17 protein-coding genes are annotated in these 15586 nt (G+C 57.4%); 3 read left to right on the top strand and 14 right to left on the bottom strand.

What is annotated here, in order from left to right; genetic code table 11:
- Nucleotide 1 precedes the first annotated feature (1 nt).
- The 6 genes from priA to ACQR35_RS08410 all read right to left on the bottom strand — a co-directional run bounded on the left by priA (nt 2) and on the right by ACQR35_RS08410 (nt 3915).
- Nucleotides 2-745 carry a bifunctional 1-(5-phosphoribosyl)-5-((5-phosphoribosylamino)methylideneamino)imidazole-4-carboxamide isomerase/phosphoribosylanthranilate isomerase PriA gene (gene priA, locus ACQR35_RS08435; RefSeq protein WP_430269777.1) on the bottom strand — a complete coding sequence of 248 codons (744 nt, stop codon included), beginning with the start codon at nt 743-745 and terminating at the stop codon, nt 2-4.
- 10 nt (nt 746-755) lie between these two features.
- Complete coding sequence (locus ACQR35_RS08430; RefSeq protein WP_430268719.1) at nt 756-914, bottom strand: hypothetical protein; 159 nt, start codon at nt 912-914, stop codon at nt 756-758.
- On the bottom strand, nt 914-1630 hold the full coding sequence (gene hisH / locus ACQR35_RS08425; protein ID WP_430269776.1) for an imidazole glycerol phosphate synthase subunit HisH: 717 nt from the start codon (nt 1628-1630) through the stop codon (nt 914-916). Before hisH ends, ACQR35_RS08430 begins: the two co-directional genes overlap by 1 nt.
- Nucleotides 1627-2253 carry an imidazoleglycerol-phosphate dehydratase HisB gene (hisB, locus tag ACQR35_RS08420; RefSeq protein ID WP_430268721.1) on the bottom strand — a complete coding sequence of 209 codons (627 nt, stop codon included), beginning with the start codon at nt 2251-2253 and terminating at the stop codon, nt 1627-1629. The genes hisH and hisB overlap by 4 nt, the downstream gene beginning before the upstream one ends.
- Nucleotides 2254-2348: 95 nt before the next feature.
- Nucleotides 2349-3464, bottom strand: a complete 1116-nt coding sequence (locus tag ACQR35_RS08415) for a histidinol-phosphate transaminase (protein WP_430269775.1) — start codon at nt 3462-3464, stop codon at nt 2349-2351.
- 58 nt (nt 3465-3522) lie between these two features.
- Nucleotides 3523-3915: a LysM peptidoglycan-binding domain-containing protein gene (locus ACQR35_RS08410; protein WP_430268723.1), complete on the bottom strand. Its 393-nt coding sequence runs from the start codon at nt 3913-3915 to the stop codon at nt 3523-3525.
- Nucleotides 3916-4258: 343 nt separating this feature from the next.
- Here ACQR35_RS08410 and lexA point away from each other — a divergent pair, with 343 nt between their 5' ends.
- Nucleotides 4259-5077 (top strand): transcriptional repressor LexA, encoded by an 819-nt coding sequence (gene lexA / locus ACQR35_RS08405; RefSeq protein WP_430268724.1) that lies wholly within the window; start codon nt 4259-4261, stop codon nt 5075-5077.
- A 51-nt stretch (nt 5078-5128) separates the two neighbouring features.
- Here lexA and ACQR35_RS08400 read toward each other — a convergent pair whose 3' ends face one another.
- Together ACQR35_RS08400 and hflX are read right to left on the bottom strand one after the other, a co-directional pair.
- Nucleotides 5129-7183: an ATP-dependent DNA helicase gene (locus ACQR35_RS08400; RefSeq protein WP_430268755.1), complete on the bottom strand. Its 2055-nt coding sequence runs from the start codon at nt 7181-7183 to the stop codon at nt 5129-5131.
- A 16-nt stretch (nt 7184-7199) separates the two neighbouring features.
- Nucleotides 7200-8765 (bottom strand): GTPase HflX, encoded by a 1566-nt coding sequence (gene hflX / locus ACQR35_RS08395; RefSeq protein WP_430268725.1) that lies wholly within the window; start codon nt 8763-8765, stop codon nt 7200-7202.
- Nucleotides 8766-8900: 135 nt separating this feature from the next.
- On the opposite strand from hflX, the gene ACQR35_RS08390 reads away from it, so the two are divergent.
- A complete protein-coding gene (locus ACQR35_RS08390) occupies nt 8901-9515 on the top strand; it encodes a class I SAM-dependent methyltransferase (RefSeq protein ID WP_430268726.1) in 615 nt (204 codons plus the stop codon).
- Here the strand turns inward: ACQR35_RS08390 and dapF are convergent.
- From dapF to ACQR35_RS08360, 6 genes are all read right to left on the bottom strand, one after another.
- Nucleotides 9496-10443: a diaminopimelate epimerase gene (gene dapF / locus ACQR35_RS08385; RefSeq protein WP_430269774.1), complete on the bottom strand. Its 948-nt coding sequence runs from the start codon at nt 10441-10443 to the stop codon at nt 9496-9498. The genes ACQR35_RS08390 and dapF overlap by 20 nt on opposite strands.
- Nucleotides 10440-11348 carry a tRNA (adenosine(37)-N6)-dimethylallyltransferase MiaA gene (miaA, locus tag ACQR35_RS08380; protein WP_430269773.1) on the bottom strand — a complete coding sequence of 303 codons (909 nt, stop codon included), beginning with the start codon at nt 11346-11348 and terminating at the stop codon, nt 10440-10442. The genes dapF and miaA overlap by 4 nt, the downstream gene beginning before the upstream one ends.
- Nucleotides 11345-12904, bottom strand: a complete 1560-nt coding sequence (miaB, locus tag ACQR35_RS08375) for a tRNA (N6-isopentenyl adenosine(37)-C2)-methylthiotransferase MiaB (protein WP_430269772.1) — start codon at nt 12902-12904, stop codon at nt 11345-11347. Before miaB ends, miaA begins: the two co-directional genes overlap by 4 nt.
- A 52-nt stretch (nt 12905-12956) precedes the next feature.
- On the bottom strand, nt 12957-13496 hold the full coding sequence (locus ACQR35_RS08370; protein ID WP_430269771.1) for a regulatory protein RecX: 540 nt from the start codon (nt 13494-13496) through the stop codon (nt 12957-12959).
- Nucleotides 13483-14541 (bottom strand): recombinase RecA, encoded by a 1059-nt coding sequence (gene recA / locus ACQR35_RS08365; RefSeq protein ID WP_430269770.1) that lies wholly within the window; start codon nt 14539-14541, stop codon nt 13483-13485. Before recA ends, ACQR35_RS08370 begins: the two co-directional genes overlap by 14 nt.
- Nucleotides 14542-14781: 240 nt before the next feature.
- Nucleotides 14782-15006: a DUF3046 domain-containing protein gene (locus tag ACQR35_RS08360; RefSeq protein ID WP_430268732.1), complete on the bottom strand. Its 225-nt coding sequence runs from the start codon at nt 15004-15006 to the stop codon at nt 14782-14784.
- Between the two features lie 41 nt (nt 15007-15047).
- On the opposite strand from ACQR35_RS08360, the gene ACQR35_RS08355 reads away from it, so the two are divergent.
- Complete coding sequence (locus ACQR35_RS08355; protein WP_430268733.1) at nt 15048-15575, top strand: MarR family winged helix-turn-helix transcriptional regulator; 528 nt, start codon at nt 15048-15050, stop codon at nt 15573-15575.
- The last annotated feature ends 11 nt before the right edge of the window (nt 15576-15586 follow it).

The raw sequence follows: 15586 nt of genomic DNA, 5'->3' as shown, positions 1-15586 counted from the left end.
ACTAGCGGCGACCGGCAACGTCAAGTGCCTCATGCAGCGTAAACGCACCTGAGTAGAGTGCCTTGCCTACGATGGCACCCTCAACACCGGCCGGAACGAGCTCCCGGAGCACCCGCAGATCGTCCAAGCTGGAGATGCCACCTGAAGCCACCACCGGCTTGGCTGTTTTTGCAACCATTTGGCGCAATAACTCAACGTTGGGGCCTTGAAGTGTGCCGTCTTTGGTGACGTCCGTGACCACGTAACGTGCACAGCCTGCGGCTTCTAGTCGTTCGAGAACCTCCCAGATGTCCCCACCCTCTTGCGTCCAACCGCGGCCAGCCAAGGTGGTACCGCGAACGTCAAGGCCGACGGCGATCCTGTCGCCAAAGCGGTCGATGACCCGTGCTGTCCATTCAGGGTTTTCCAACGCTGCTGTACCCAAGTTAACCCGTGCCACGCCCAGGTTCATGGCACGCTCAAGGCTCGCGTCATCCCGGAGACCGCCGGAGAGCTCCACCTTGATGTCCAGCTTTCCCACCAGCTCTTGGAGCAGCACTGTGTTGTCTCCACGGCCAAAGGCGGCGTCCAGATCAACCAGGTGCACCCATTCAGCTCCAGCATTTTGCCAGTTCAGCGCGGCGTCCAAGGGCGTCCCGTAGCTCGTCTCACTGCCGGCTTCGCCTTGCACCAAGCGAACCGCTTGGCCGTCAACAACGTCCACTGCGGGCAATAATTCAAGAACGGGCATGGGTGCGCTGGTCATTAACGAAACCTCAGTTTCCAGGAAGAGTGAGTAAGAACGCGGCTAGCAACGCCATGGCTGCGAGCACAAAAAAGGAGACCGAAAGCCATTTGGGCTTCCGCTGTTGCATAAAGGAAATTCCACCGCCGGCCAATATGCCGCCGACGCCCATCAGAACTACAGACCACATCAGGCAACCTTCCTGAGGGAATCGACCCAGTTCTTCAGGAGCCGCGCACCAGCGTCGCCAGACTTTTCCGGGTGGAACTGGGTAGCACATAGAGGTCCGTTTTCCACCGCAGCAATAAAGCGCGCACCGTGCTCAGACCAAGTCACTAGGGGCGGTGCCATCAGCGGCTGGACCACGTCAAAGTCCCACTTTTGCACTCCATACGAGTGCACAAAGTAGAAGCGCTCGGATTCCACGCCGTTGAACAAAACCGACCCCTCGGGAACGTCAACGGTATTCCATCCCATGTGCGGAACTACGGGTGCTGGAAGCAATTCAACGGTTCCGGGCCATTCGCCCATTCCAGTGGAGGCGACACCGTGTTCTACACCGGCTTCAAAAAGAACCTGCAGGCCAACACAAATTGCCAGCACTGCCCGTCCACCAGCAACGCGGCGGCCGATCATCCGAACTGCATCAACAGCGTTGAGTTCCTTCATCACTGTCTCAAAAGCACCAACTCCGGGCACCACCAGACCATCGGCGTTCAAAACGTCTTCTGGTTTGGAGCTCAGAATCACATGAGCGCCAGCTCTTTCAAGAGCACGCACAGCCGACCGGACGTTACCAGAGCCGTAATCCAGCACCGTGACAGTGGGTACGCCTGCTTCTGAGACGGGTTTACGCCTCAGCGCAGCGTCCTCCACAGCACCGTCGTTGAGGACGTGTTCGCTCATAGGAGGCCCTTAGTGGACGGGATGCCCTCGACCCGGGGATCCGATTCAACGGCTGAGCGCAGGGCGCGGGCGAATGCCTTGAACTGTGCTTCAACAATATGGTGGGGGTCCCGGCCAGCGAGCAGGTTCATGTGCAGGCAAATTCCTGAGTGAAGCGTAATGGCTTCAAAAACGTGGCGCGTGAGCGAGCCAGTAAAGTGGCCCCCGATCAGGTGATACTCCTGGCCAGCAGGTTCACCTGAGTGGACCAAGTACGGGCGGCCAGAAACGTCAACAACAGCGTGTGCCAAGGCTTCATCCAGCGGAACTGTGGCATCACCGAAACGTCGAATTCCAGCCTTGTTCCCCAGTGCAATACGCAGAGCTTCACCGAAACTGATCGCTACATCTTCAACGGTGTGGTGCGCGTCAATGTGAGTGTCGCCGGTGGCCTTAACGGTGAGGTCAATCAATGAGTGCTTACCCAAAGCCGTGAGCATGTGGTCGTAGAACGGCACTGTGGTACTGATGTCCGTTTTACCTGTTCCGTCGAGGTTGATCGAAACGAACACGGATGATTCGCTCGTGCTGCGTTCAATCGTGGCCGTTCGTGCATCAGCCGTGGCCGAAACAGATTCACTCATGTGGATGCGTCCTTTGATACAGAAATTGTTGCGCGAGGCAGTCCTCGTCACCTTGCACCGCGGAGCGATGCCCAGTTTGGGATACCCCTAGTCTATTAGTTGCTGCTCGGTGCCGAATTCAGCAGTTCTTCTAGCTTCACCAAAAAGGCAGTTGTCTCGGCCTCGGTTCCGGCTGTGACACGCAAGTGACCTGCGATCCCAACATCGCGAACTAGCACGCCAGCATCCAGTAGCCCTTGCCACACGGTATGTGAGTCCTCAAGTCCACCGAAGAATACGTAATTTGAATCCGACGCGGCAGGTGTTAGCCCCATACGGGTGAGCTCGGAGACAATCCGATCACGTTGCACCTTGATGTCCTCAACATCGGCCATCAAAGCCGTCCGGTGACGCAGTGCTGCCAAAGCCGTTGCCTGCGTAATGGCGGACAAGTGGTACGGCAATCGAACAAGCCGCAAAGCGTCGGTGACCTCGGGAGCAGCAGCCATATAACCAATCCGCGCGCCGGCCAGAGCAAAGGCTTTACTCATGGTGCGCGAGACAATCAGCCGTTCACGGCCGGGCAACAGCGTCAGGGCACTGGGGGTGCCCTGGTGGGCGAACTCGTGATATGCCTCGTCCACAATAACGATGGTCTGACTAGCCTCGCCGGCCTCGTAAACCGCTTCCACAACGTCCAGACCAAGGCCCGTTCCTGTGGGGTTATTTGGCGAGCACAGGAACACAATGTTCGGTGCCAGTTCGGCTACTTGCCGTGCGGCTGATTCAGCTGACAACGCGTAGTCCGCTTCTCGTGTGCCAGCGATGTAGCTTGTGTCAGTGCCACTCGCAAGGAGCGGATACATGGAATATGTGGGAGGGAATCCCAATGCGGACCGTCCTGGGCCACCGAAGGCTTGAAGAATTTGCTGGAGCACTTCGTTTGAACCATTGGCAGCCCAGATTTGATCGGCTACTAAATTATGGCCAAGGTATTCAGCCAGCGCCGTGCGGAGCTCGGTGAACTCACGGTCAGGGTACCGATTCAGCGACACTGCAGCTTCAGATACCGCTTTGGTTATAGCCTCTTGGACGTCTACCGGGACACCATGAGTGTTCTCGTTAACGTTGAGAAGAACGGGGACATCTATTTGGGGTGCACCATAGGGGCTGATCCCGCGAAGATTGTCTCGCAGCGGCAGTTTTCCAAGTCGTTCCAGTTGCTCACTCACCTCAGCAGTTTAAGTCCGCAGACCCGCTGCCAAGAAACTGTGACGAGCCTAGAGTCGGTCAGCGTGCGCTAGGCACAAAGATTTGCTGACCGGCACTGAGCTCAGCCGAGCGCAAGTTATTGATCTGCAGGATTTCAGTCACTACATCGCGCGGGTCCCGCTCCGGAGAAACTTTGGCGGCAATGGACCACAAAGACTGGCCGGGTTGCACAGTCACCTGAACAGCCGAAGTGGGCTGCAAGGATCCCGCCCCTTCAGAGGCCTTGGCGGGCTGCAAGAGCATTCCGGCGAACATCAAGACCACAACTGCCAACAGCATCAGTGGGGCGCCGATGAAAATGGCGCGGCCCCGCCGAGTGAGGGTGAGCTTTGTACCACCGGCCGGGGCGGCAACTTTGCGCTGAGAGGAGGTACCGCCCAGGGAGACAGGTGCTGCGATTACTGCTGACATGTCCTGCGCCTTTCCTTGCTACTGACTGTCTTGATGTGTGCTCGGTGCGAGCCCACGGCAAGCTCCGTATTCGAACACGATGTTCGAATAGACCGCCTGACAAGCTCTTTACTCGAAGACATCTTCGAATGTTCTGATTCATTTTTAGCACTTATCTACGAATTTTGTCGAGACTCGCTAGAACAAATGTTTGATTACTATGTTCGACTCGCTTACCTTTGAGAAGCGGGCCAGTGCAAAATCAGTACAACAGCAGGGTCTGACATTTTTGGTTTTGCCCCTTTGGTCCTCTGCTGAGAACCGAAGTCAAAGGGCCACACGAAGCAGCGAGGGAAGACGGCACATGGCACCGAAAGCGTCTGAAGGTCCAGCGTCACGTGGCGCTGCGAAGGCTCTAACCGCGCGTCAAGAGCGCATCTTGGAGTGCATTCAGCGTTCGGTCTCGTCTAAGGGCTACCCGCCGTCCATGAGGGAAATCGGTGACATAGTAGGGCTGGCCTCGCTCTCGAGCGTGACCCACCAGTTGAGCCAGTTAGAACGCCAGGGCTATCTCCGCCGTGATCCGAAACGCCCCCGCGCCATGGAAGTTCTGATTCCTCTTGCCCTCAACGAAGACGCTGTAGGTCCGAAATCAGAGGAGTTGACTGCTCCAACAGTTTTGCGCCAGAACCGATCTCGACCGCATGATCGTCCAGGCTCAAATGGTCAGGCCGGCACCAGTAGCCACTCCCCGCACCCGGCGGCTACGAGCCATTCGGCAAGCGTTACAGAGCTCTCCTCCTCCGTGGAAGCGGCCATGGTGCCCATGGTTGGCCGGATTGCCGCTGGCGGTCCCATCTTGGCTGAGCAATCAGTTGAAGACGTTATGCCTCTGCCTCGGCAGTTGGTGGGCCACGGTGAGCTCTTTATGCTCAAAGTAGCTGGTGATTCCATGATTGACGCCGCCATTTGTGACGGTGACTGGGTGGTGGTCCGCCGTCAAAGCGATGCCCACAATGGAGACATCGTGGCGGCACTCTTGGATGATGAGGCCACCGTCAAGACCTTCCGTCAGCGTGACGGGCACACGTGGTTGCTACCTCAGAACACGCAATACGAGCCCATTCTCGGCGACCACGCCACCATCATGGGCAAGGTAGTTTCGGTACTGCGCTCTCTCTAGATTCCTAGCAAACTCCATCAGCCAGGACGCGGCCTGGCCCAAATCCCACTGCTAAGTTGTCTGCGCCGTTGCTTCGGATGTTCCTACAGCTAGGCGTTTGAGCGAAGCTAACACTGTCGTTTGATCCACGGTGGACCAAAAGGGCGGCAGTGCTGCCCGAAGGAAAGCCCCATACCGCTCCGTAGCAAGCCTTGAATCAAGAACTGCTACAACTCCCCTGTCCCCGGTTGAACGAATCAAGCGTCCAGCGCCTTGGGCTAAGCGGACTGCTGCATGCGTGGCTGAAACGCTCATAAACCCGTTCCCGCCCGCCTGGGCCACGGCACGAGAACGCGCTGTCATCAGTGGATCGTCAGGACGCGGGAAAGGGATCCGGTCAATCACCACAAGCCGGCATGAATCACCGGGAACATCCACGCCTTGCCACAATGACATGGTTCCGAACAAACAAGTGTCCCGTTCATCGGCAAACTGCTTCACAAGAGCTGTCATGGTTGATTCACCCTGACACAAAATGCTGTGGGGAATCCGCGGCCGAAGCGCCTCAGCTGCATCCTCGGCAGCACGACGCGAAGAAAACAGACAGAGAGCGCCACCACCTGATGCTTTGATGAGTTCTTCGAGCTCATCCAAAGCCTCAGCGGAGGTTCCACGGCCGGGCTTAGGTAAGTGCTTTGCCACGTACAGCATGCCTTGGCGTGGGTAATCGAAAGGTGATCCAACATCGATCCCAGTCCAGGACGGTGCCCCGTCGCCCAACAAGCCGAGTCCTCCTGCCGCGGGTTCAAATGCTGATCCGATGGCCAAGGTCGCGGAGGTCAGAATCACTGTGTGGTCGGCGAACAATCCCTCACGTAGCCGGCCAGCCACACTGAGCGGGGCAACGTTAATGAGGGCAGGCATCGAATCATCCGGCTGGCTGTAACCCTGCACCGGGTCAAATGAACTGTTTCGGGAGATCCACACCACTTCACGGTTCTCTTTGGCAGCTAGAAGCCGCTCGGATAGCTCCAGTACGGCCATCAGTCGAGAACGGGCAATTTGCCGGCCGCCATCGGCCGACTGAGAACCATCACCCTTCGAGTCTGACAGCGCCGCACGGCTGGCTTCACGTAGCGCCTCAACTGCCGCGAGCTGATCATCGTTTAGTCCAGATGGCAAGAGTCCGCTGGGGACTCCCGCAAGGGCCATCTCAAGAGCTTCAGTGGCTGCGTGTAGCGCGTCAACGGTGATACCGGTATGTCTGCGCGCGCTCGTAGCTGCAGCGTGGGACATGGCCGCTGAGAGCTGCCCGGAAACAGCACCCGTCACTCGGTCCTGAAGCTCATGAGCCTCATCAACCACCACAACATCGTGTTCCGGGAGAACTGCCAGACCTTCAAAGGCGTTGATGGCCAGCATTGCGTGATTGGTGACCACTACATCTGATTCGGCAGCGCGATGGCGCGCCAATTCGCTGAAGCACTCATCTGCCATAGGACATTTTTGCGCGCCCAAACACTCCATAGAAGTCACGGAAACCTGACGCCATGCGCGGTCCGTCACACCCGGGACCAGTTCGTCCCGGTCCCCCGTCTCAGTCTGGTGCGCCCACTCACGGAGCCGAACCACTTCTTTACCAAGGGCCGACGCCGGGCCCCCACTAGCGGCGGGCAGATGCGGGACGGAGGTGTCCTCACCGAGCGAAAACAGTGCGCCTTCACTGGGCTCGTCACTGGGGAACCCGCCGTCGAGCTTGTGCTGGCAGACATAGTTGGCGCGGCCCTTGACCAAGGCGACTTTTACGGGCCGTGACAACTTATCCGTGATCGATTCAAGCAAGCGAGGCAAGTCTCGGCCTACGATCTGTGCTTGCAGGGCGAGGGTTGCGGTGGAAACCAGAGCCGGCTTTTCGCTCTCCAAGGAGTGCAAAATGAGCGGCACGAGGTACGCCAAAGACTTACCGGTGCCGGTGCCAGCCTGGACCAAAAGGTGGTCCCCCGATTCAATGGCACGTACCACTTGACGTGCCATCTCGTGCTGCCCCGGACGGCTCTGTCCGCCCATCGCTTCCACAGCTTTATCGAGGACAGCGATGGCTTCCTGCTCGCCTGTGCTCGCTTCCATCAGCTCCCCCGAAGAATCAGTCATCGATAACGAACTCAGCCAGCTCCGCTGCAAGACCTTCGCGAACTCTCACGCTCACTCGAGTGCCATCCTCAACGTGATCAATGCGCAGAATTTCAGCATCAGATTCATGCAACTTGTTGAGCATCGCCCCACGACTGTACGGAATCAGTAGTTCTAGGCTGACACTGGGGCGCGGAATAGCTGCCGAAATCATGGCTAGCAGCTCGTCGATTCCTTCACCTGTCCGGGCGGAGACAACAACATTCCGCGGCTCGCGCTGGCGTAGGCGCTCAACAACAAACGGGTCAGCCGCATCGGCCTTGTTGAGCACAATAATCTCTGGAACCTTGCGTGCATCAACCTCACTGAACACAGTGCGAACTGCCGCAATCTGGCCTTCCGGGTCCGGGTGCGAGACATCAACAACGTGCAGTATCAGGTCTGCGTCAGCGACTTCCTCAAGCGTTGAACGGAACGCTTCAACTAGCTGAGTGGGCAGGGCGCGAACGAAACCAACAGTGTCTGCGAGGGTGTAAGTGAGGCCATCCGGCGTACGTGCCTTACGAACCGTAGGGTCCAAGGTGGCGAACAAGGCGTTCTCCACCAATACCCCGGCCTCAGTGAGCCGGTTCAGCAATGAGGACTTACCGGCGTTGGTGTAGCCGGCAATGGCTACCGAGGGGATTTCGTTGCGCTTGCGGTTGGCTCGCTTAGCTTCACGAGCTGGTTTCATTCCCGCAATTTGGCGGCGCAACTTGGCCATCCGGTTGCGGATCTTCCGACGGTCCAACTCAATTTTGGTTTCACCAGGACCACGTGAGCCCATACCTGCGCCGGCGCCACCCACCTGGCCACCAGCCTGGCGGGACATAGAGTCACCCCAGCCGCGCAGGCGCGGCAGCAAGTACTCGAGCTGCGCTAGTTCAACTTGCGCCTTACCCTCGCGGCTCTTGGCGTGCTGAGCAAAAATGTCCAAAATGAGGGCAGTTCTGTCAATAACTTTGACTTTAACGATGTCCTCGAGGGCGCGTCGCTGCGAAGGAGCAAGTTCGGAGTCAACCACTACGGTGTCCGCACCGGTGGCTGCCACAATGTCTTTTAGCTCCACGGCTTTACCCGAACCCAAAAAGGTGCCGGGGTCCGGTTTGCTGCGGCGTTGAACAATACCGTCTAGAACTTCAGAGCCAGCCGTTTCTGCAAGGGCGGCTAGCTCACGCAAAGAATTCTCAGCATCGGCGAGTGTGCCTTCGGTCCACAAGCCAGCCAAGACCACACGCTCAAGACGCAATTGGCGGTATTCAACTTCTGTGACATCTTCTAGCTCGGTAGAGAGACCGGCTACGCGACGCAGTGCCCGCCGCTCTGCCAGGTCTTGCTGTTCACCGTCAAAATCAGAGTGCTCACGGCTGGAGGCGGAAAGCGCCTGAGCCTTGGTGCCGAACACTGAACGGGCATCATCTTCAACGGTGATGGCCTGTTTAGGTCCAGTGGACAGGATCCGGTCGATGACGGCCTGAATCTCATCAGGTCCGAGATCTTGAGGGGCCGAATTCATGCCGGAATCGTGCTGCTTGGTCATATTCTCCTTAGAGGGGTGTGCATTCCATCGTAGTCTTCTCTACCGACACTTGATCAGCATTAGGGCAAGTCTTCGCTCCGCGTGAACGCTCCCAAGGTGCACTAAGGACTGCCAAGGCGATACTGTGGGCGCATTATGGAGTCCGCACATTACTTCAGCGCCGAACCGGCTGGTCCCTTTATTCGCAAGCCATTGACTGTCACTTTGCTCGGTGAAGAGCGTCATCTACAGACGTCTTCTGGGATTTTCAGCCCCGATGCGATCGACAAAGGTACAGCCGTTTTCTTGGCTGACGTACCACCGCCCTCGAGCACCGGGAACCTGCTGGACATTGGTTGTGGCTGGGGCCCCATCACCTTGAGTTTGGCATTGCACTCCCCCGAGGCCCAGGTCTACGCAGTGGACGTTAATAACCGTTGCGTCACGCTAACCCAAGAAAATGCTGCATCGTTGGGCCTGAGTAACGTCCAGGCGAGCCTTCCAGATGAGGTTGATCCAGAGCTTCGCTTTGACACCATCTGGTCCAATCCCCCGATCCGGATTGGGAAAGAGGAGCTGCACTCGCTTTTGCGTTTGTGGCTGCCAAGACTGGCACCGGAAGGCAATGCATGGCTGGTGGTGCAGAAAAATTTGGGTGCTGACTCCTTGCAACGCTGGCTAGCCGATGATCTTGGTGAGGAGTTCAGCGTTAGCCGCGCGTCGACGTCGAAATCTTTCCGCGTTTTACGCGTTACGCGATTGTCCCGCTAGCCACAATCACGGCCGGGCCGCTGAGCTCTACGTGTTCGCTATCACCTGGCACAGCAAAGAACTTCACAGCTACAACGCCGCCGGGAACTTTAACGCTCCAATGATCCGGGGCGCCGTCACCGGCCCAGTAACGAATTGCCGTTGCCGCTGCGCAGGCACCGGTACCGCATGACTGTGTTTCGCCCACACCGCGTTCGAAAACACGCATTGAAATGTGGCCTACACCATCGTGAACTAGCGGCTCGGCGGGAACCACGAATTCCACGTTGGTTCCGGCAACAGGAACAGGATCTACGCCTGGTGCGGTGAAAAGTTCAAGAGCTTCGAGTTCTTTGTTCTCAGCAAGTGCCACTACCGTGTGTGGATTGCCCATACTGACGGAAAGGGCTGGCCGGGCCACGTCCAAACCGTGTGCGGTGACCATGGCATCCATGCCCTTGGCATCAGCTTCATCGGGTGCGATAAAGCTCCAAGCACCCATGTCAACGGCGTAACCTGTGGCGGTGCGAACAACCTCGCGCACCCCGGCCCGGGTACCAATGGTGAGCGATTGCCCCACCGCCAGTTCCACTAAGCCCTGGACGGTCAAAAAGTGCACAAATACCCGGACGCCGTTGCCACACATTTCGGAGATGGAGCCATCACCGTTGCGGTAGTCCATAAACCATTGGGCGGCAGGATTAGACGCTAGGAGCTGCTGACCTTCAGCGATCAAGGCGCTGGGTACGGCCCGGATGAGTCCGTCCGCTCCGATCCCGATGTGGCGATCGCATAGTGCTGCTACAGCGCTGGCTGAGATCTCCGTAGTTCCTTCAGGATCTGAGACCAGAACAAAGTCATTGCCGGTGCCATGTCCTTTGGAAAAAGCAAGGCCGCGCAATGCTTCTAGCTCAGTACTTGAGGTCATGGGAGTCGGCTCTAAAGTCATGCCCTTAAGACTACAGCTAGGGCCTTGTGCAGAAGGTTCTGATCTCGCCAGTCGAGCCAATTAATACGAGGATCAGCGCGGAACCAGGTTGATTGACGGCGAGCAAATTGGCGTGTTGCCACAATGGTCTGCTCGATAGCCTCACTCACACTCAGTTGACCGTCGATCACTTGCAAAAACTGTGAATACCCCAAAGCGCGGGATGACGTTTTTCCTTCGCGCAGACCAAGCGCATCTAGGCGCTGAACTTCTTCGAGGAGCCCTGCATCCACCATCGCGTGGACCCTGGCACCAAGGCGTTCGCGGAGCAGCTCGCGCTCGGTGTTGAGCCCAATCTGTATCGCCGCTTGGAAATAGTTGCGTTCGGGCATGTAGGAGCTGAACGGCCGGCCGCTGATTTCAAAAACCTCTAGTGCGCGGATGATGCGCCGAGCATCGCCCACGCGTTCAGCCGAGACCGCATCCACCTTACGTAAGCGATCCAGCAGTGCTGCTTGCCCTTCGGATTCCAGTTCCGCTTCAAGTCTTTTGCGGACCTCAGGATCATGACCAGGAAACTCAAGATGATCCAAAGCAGCACGGATGTAGAGGCCGGATCCACCCACCAAGATGGCACGCTTACCGCGGGAATGGATGTCCTCAATAATCGCGCGTGCGGAGCTTTGATAGTCCGCCACACTCGCCTCGGAGCGAATGTCCAAGATGTCCAGCAAGTGGTGTGGGACCCCTCGGCGTTCTTTTATGGTGATTTTGGCTGTGCCGATGTCCATACCTCGGTAGAACTGCATGGCGTCAGCATTAATCACCTCGCCGTCGAGTTCCAGCGCCAAGGACACCCCAAGATCGGACTTGCCAGAGCCGGTAGGTCCGACGACGGCAATCACCTCTGGTGCGGCTGTACTCACCTGCGGGGTGCTGGCAGCGACGGCATTCCCAAAGAAACGCCCTTGCGCGTTGCGTTTGACGGAGTACCGGGGGCAACCGGGACACCACATGAATCTGCTTGCGAACGGTCCCAAGCGTCGCCTGCACGGGAACGCCGCAGAGTGTATTCGGAGGCGTTGGCCGGATCTGCAACCAGGTGGAAGGCAGCGGCGTCCGTGATGGTCACTGTCACCAGATCGCCCGGGCGGGGCTGTTCAGCGCCTTCCGGTACAGAGAAGTGAACAAGCCGCTGATCTTTGGAACGGCCAGTCAAGCGGTGGGTTTGCTCAGACTTACGGCCCGCGTGAGCCGTCACCATAACTTCTACGCGCTTGCCAACTTGTTTTGCGTTCTCTTCTGCAGCAATACGGTCTTGCAGGGCCGTAAGGCGCTCGAAGCGCTCCTGCACCACTGCCTTGGGCAGCTGGTTTTCGAGCTCTGCGGCAGGTGTTCCAGGACGTTTGGAGTACTGGAAGGTGAAGGCTGTGGCGAACCGGGATTTTTCCACCACGTCCAAAGTTGCTTGGAAATCCTCTTCCGTTTCTCCGGGGAAACCCACAATGATGTCCGTGGAAATGGCAGCGTCAGGCATACGCTCGCGGACTTTGTCCAAGATGCCCAAGAACTTGGTGGAACGGTAGGACCGGCGCATGTCCTTGAGGATTTTGTCCGAGCCAGATTGCAACGGCATATGCAGTTGCGGCATCACGTTGGGAGTTTCAGCCATGGCATCAATCACGTCGTCTGTGAAGGCAGCCGGGTGGGGACTAGTGAAGCGCACCCGCTCTAGACCCTCGATCTCGCCGCAGGCTCGCAAGAGCTTACTAAAAGCATCGCGCTCACCGAACTCGACGCCATAAGAGTTTACGTTTTGTCCCAGCAAAGTGACTTCGATGGCACCGTCATCAACGAGTGCCTGAATTTCTGCCAAGATTTCCCCGGGGCGACGGTCTTTCTCTTTGCCTCGCAGCGAAGGGACAATGCAGAACGTGCAGGTGTTGTTACAGCCAACCGAGATGGAAACCCACGCGGAGTAGACCGAGTCACGTTTAGTGGGCAAGGTGGAGGGGAAAACATCGAGGGATTCGAGGATCTCCAGTTGCGCTTCGTTGTTGTGGCGGGCCCGCTCCAAGAGCGTGGGCAGGGCGCCAACATTGTGCGTTCCAAATACTGCGTCTACCCAAGGGGCTTTGCGCAAGATGGTGTCGCGGTCTTTCTGGGCTAAGCACCCACCCACGGCAATCTGCATGCCTGGGTTAGCGGCCTTGACCGAGGCCAGCATTCCTAAGTTTCCGTAGAGCTTGTTGTCAGCGTTTTCGCGTACTGCACAGGTGTTAAAAACCACAACGTCAGCCACGTCATCGGTGGAGGCCACCATACCTGCGTCTTCGAGAAGGCCGGCCATACGCTCGGAATCGTGGACGTTCATTTGGCAGCCGAAAGTGCGCACTTGATAGGTGCGTTGGCGCTCTTGGCCAGCGGAGGCTGCTGCATCCGTCACGGCTTGAATAAACGTAGCTTCGGAAGATTCGGTCATGGTTTCAGGCTGGGTCAAACTCACCCATTAAGGGTACCGGCTTATCTGAGGCCTAAAGTTCGCTGCCTTGCCACTTTTGTAAGGCTTCATTCGTGAGCTGGAAGGCCATGCCGGGAGCGTAGCCTTTGCGGGCAAGCATGGAGGCGAGTCTACGAACCAATTTGTCCCGCTCCTCGCGCCCCTCCGGGGCCTTCGCTGAACGGAGCTTGCGCGTCAGCAGCTCCTTGGCTTGCCGTACTTCTTGCTCGTCACTGAGTTGCCCCAGTGCTTCTTCGGCGAGTTCGGGAGCAATACCTTTATCCGCAAGCTCGCGGCGAAGGGCGCCTTTGGCTAGAGAACGATGCTCAGAACGGCTTCGAACCCATAACTGCGCAAACTCAGCGTCATCAATAAGTTTTAGTTCTTCAAAGCGGTCAAGAACTTGCTCGGCAGCATGCTCTGGAACACCGCGCTGCGCAAGCTTCGTAGCCAGTTGACCGCGACTGCGAGGAGCCGCGGTCAACTGACGTAAAACGATGGCGCGCGCTACCGCAACGGGGTCCGCATCTTCATCCAGCTCTACTGGCTTTCGCCAGTCCTTAGAAGCCGTCAACGGCCTTCAGCTTAGGGTTGTCTTTGCCCTCGTCAGCAGCGACGGGCTTCACTCCAACACCCAGCTTTTCCTTGATCAAACGCTCAAGCTCATCTGCCAGCTCGGGGTTGTCACGCAAGAAGCGGCGAGAGTTTTCCATACCTTGGCCCAGCTGGTCACCGTCATAGGTGAACCATGAGCCGGACTTCTTGATCAAACCATGCTCAACACCCATATCAATGATGCCGCCCTCACGGGAAATACCGGAACCATAGATGATGTCGAACTCGGCGACCTTAAAGGGCGGGGCCATCTTGTTCTTAACGATCTTGGCCTTGGTGCGGTTACCGACCGAATCGGCGCCTTCCTTCAAGGTCTGGATTCGACGAACGTCAATGCGAACCGAGGCGTAGAACTTCAGCGCCTTACCACCGGTGGTGGTTTCCGGGGAGCCAAAGAAAACGCCGATCTTTTCACGCAGCTGGTTGATAAAGATTGCAGTGGTTTTGGTCTGGCTCAAACGACCGGTGATCTTACGCAGCGCTTGCGACATCAAGCGGGCCTGCAGACCAACGTGGCTGTCACCCATTTCGCCTTCGATTTCAGCGCGAGGAACAAGGGCCGCTACGGAGTCAATGACCACAATGTCCAAGGAACCTGAACCAATAAGCATGTCCATGATTTCAAGTGCTTGCTCGCCGGTGTCAGGCTGAGAGACCAAGAGTGCGTCAGTGTCCACACCAAGCTTGGCAGCGTATTCGGGATCTAGGGCATGCTCGGCATCAATAAATGCGGCGATTCCACCATTGCGCTGAGCGTTGGCCACAGCGTGAAGAGCCACAGTGGTTTTACCTGATGACTCCGGGCCGTAGATCTCTACAACACGACCGCGAGGCAGGCCACCTATACCCAGAGCCACATCCAAGGCGATGGAACCGGTAGGGATCACTTCAATGGGCGCACGAATCTCATCACCGAGCCGCATGATTGAGCCCTTGCCATACTGCTTATCAATCTGTGCAAGCGCTGCTTCAAGCGCTTTTTCACGATCTGGTGCTGCCGCCATGGTCCACCTCTAATGCTTTCTGCTCTGGACCAGCGCCGCAGCGGCGATCCTTGTATTTGCTGTCCTAACCGAAGCTATCCGCGGCCTAAGACAATTTGAACGGCCCAGACTCCCTATGTGGATAAACGTCGAAAATTTCTTGGAAAATCTCGCGGAGTCCGTGGTTCAACTTCTCTCAAGGAGCATATATCTATCCGAACAGATATTCGAACAATCCGCTGGGCGTGTCAAAGGTCAGGCCTAGATATCCTTTGGTTTTATGTCCCGGCCGAGCCGGCGGTAGGCGGGGACGTCTTGGACGTCACACACTGCCAACCAAACACTTTTGGGGCGCTCCCCCGCTGCGAGGGCTTCCATAGCGGTCTTCCCGGGGAAAGCAGCGAGAGTTATGGTCGATGCCACTACACGAGAGTAGCCTGCACCAAATTCGTCATCCATCAATCGCCAAAACTCACTCATTCGCACTGAGTCAGTCTCTCACGGCACGCCACTTTAGAATGGTGAGTATGAGCAATTCATCCACGCCCGCCGCCAGCATGCCGCCAAGCGAACCAACTGGCAACGGTGAAAGCGATGAAGCTCGGGACGCCATTGTCCGTTCAGTAGAACAACAGCTGAGTGTTTTGTGGCGTCGAGGCAGGTCCATCTCGCACAGGCTCTCGCGTCAGGTTCATCCTGATATGGACCCCGCCGCTTATGGATTGTTGACCATCTTGCGCAAAGAGGGGCCCATGCGCCTCACTGAGCTCGCAGCCTATTTGGGTGTTGGAAAACCATCCGTCAGCAGGCAAATCACTTTCTTGGAGCGGATTGGCCTGGTGGTTAAGCGGGCGGACCCGCTCGACGGCAGGGCGCAGACCATCAGCCTCACCGAATCCGGTGAGGAGAAAATGCACCATGTACAAGACGCTCGGCGAGAAGTGTTTCGAGAGCGTTTGGGTGAGTGGCCCGTCGTCGAGCTCGAGGCGTTGGCTCAGCACATGGCCAAGCTCAACACCTTGTACGAGCGCGACGGCTTCAGCCGGGACGAATAAGTCCCGGAACT

Source organism: Pseudarthrobacter sp. J1738, assembly GCF_050490315.1.
Lineage (GTDB): Bacteria > Actinomycetota > Actinomycetes > Actinomycetales > Micrococcaceae > JBNPEO01.
The sequence above is the reverse complement of the archived record's forward strand: the minus strand, read 5'-3'. Positions and strand labels throughout refer to the sequence as shown.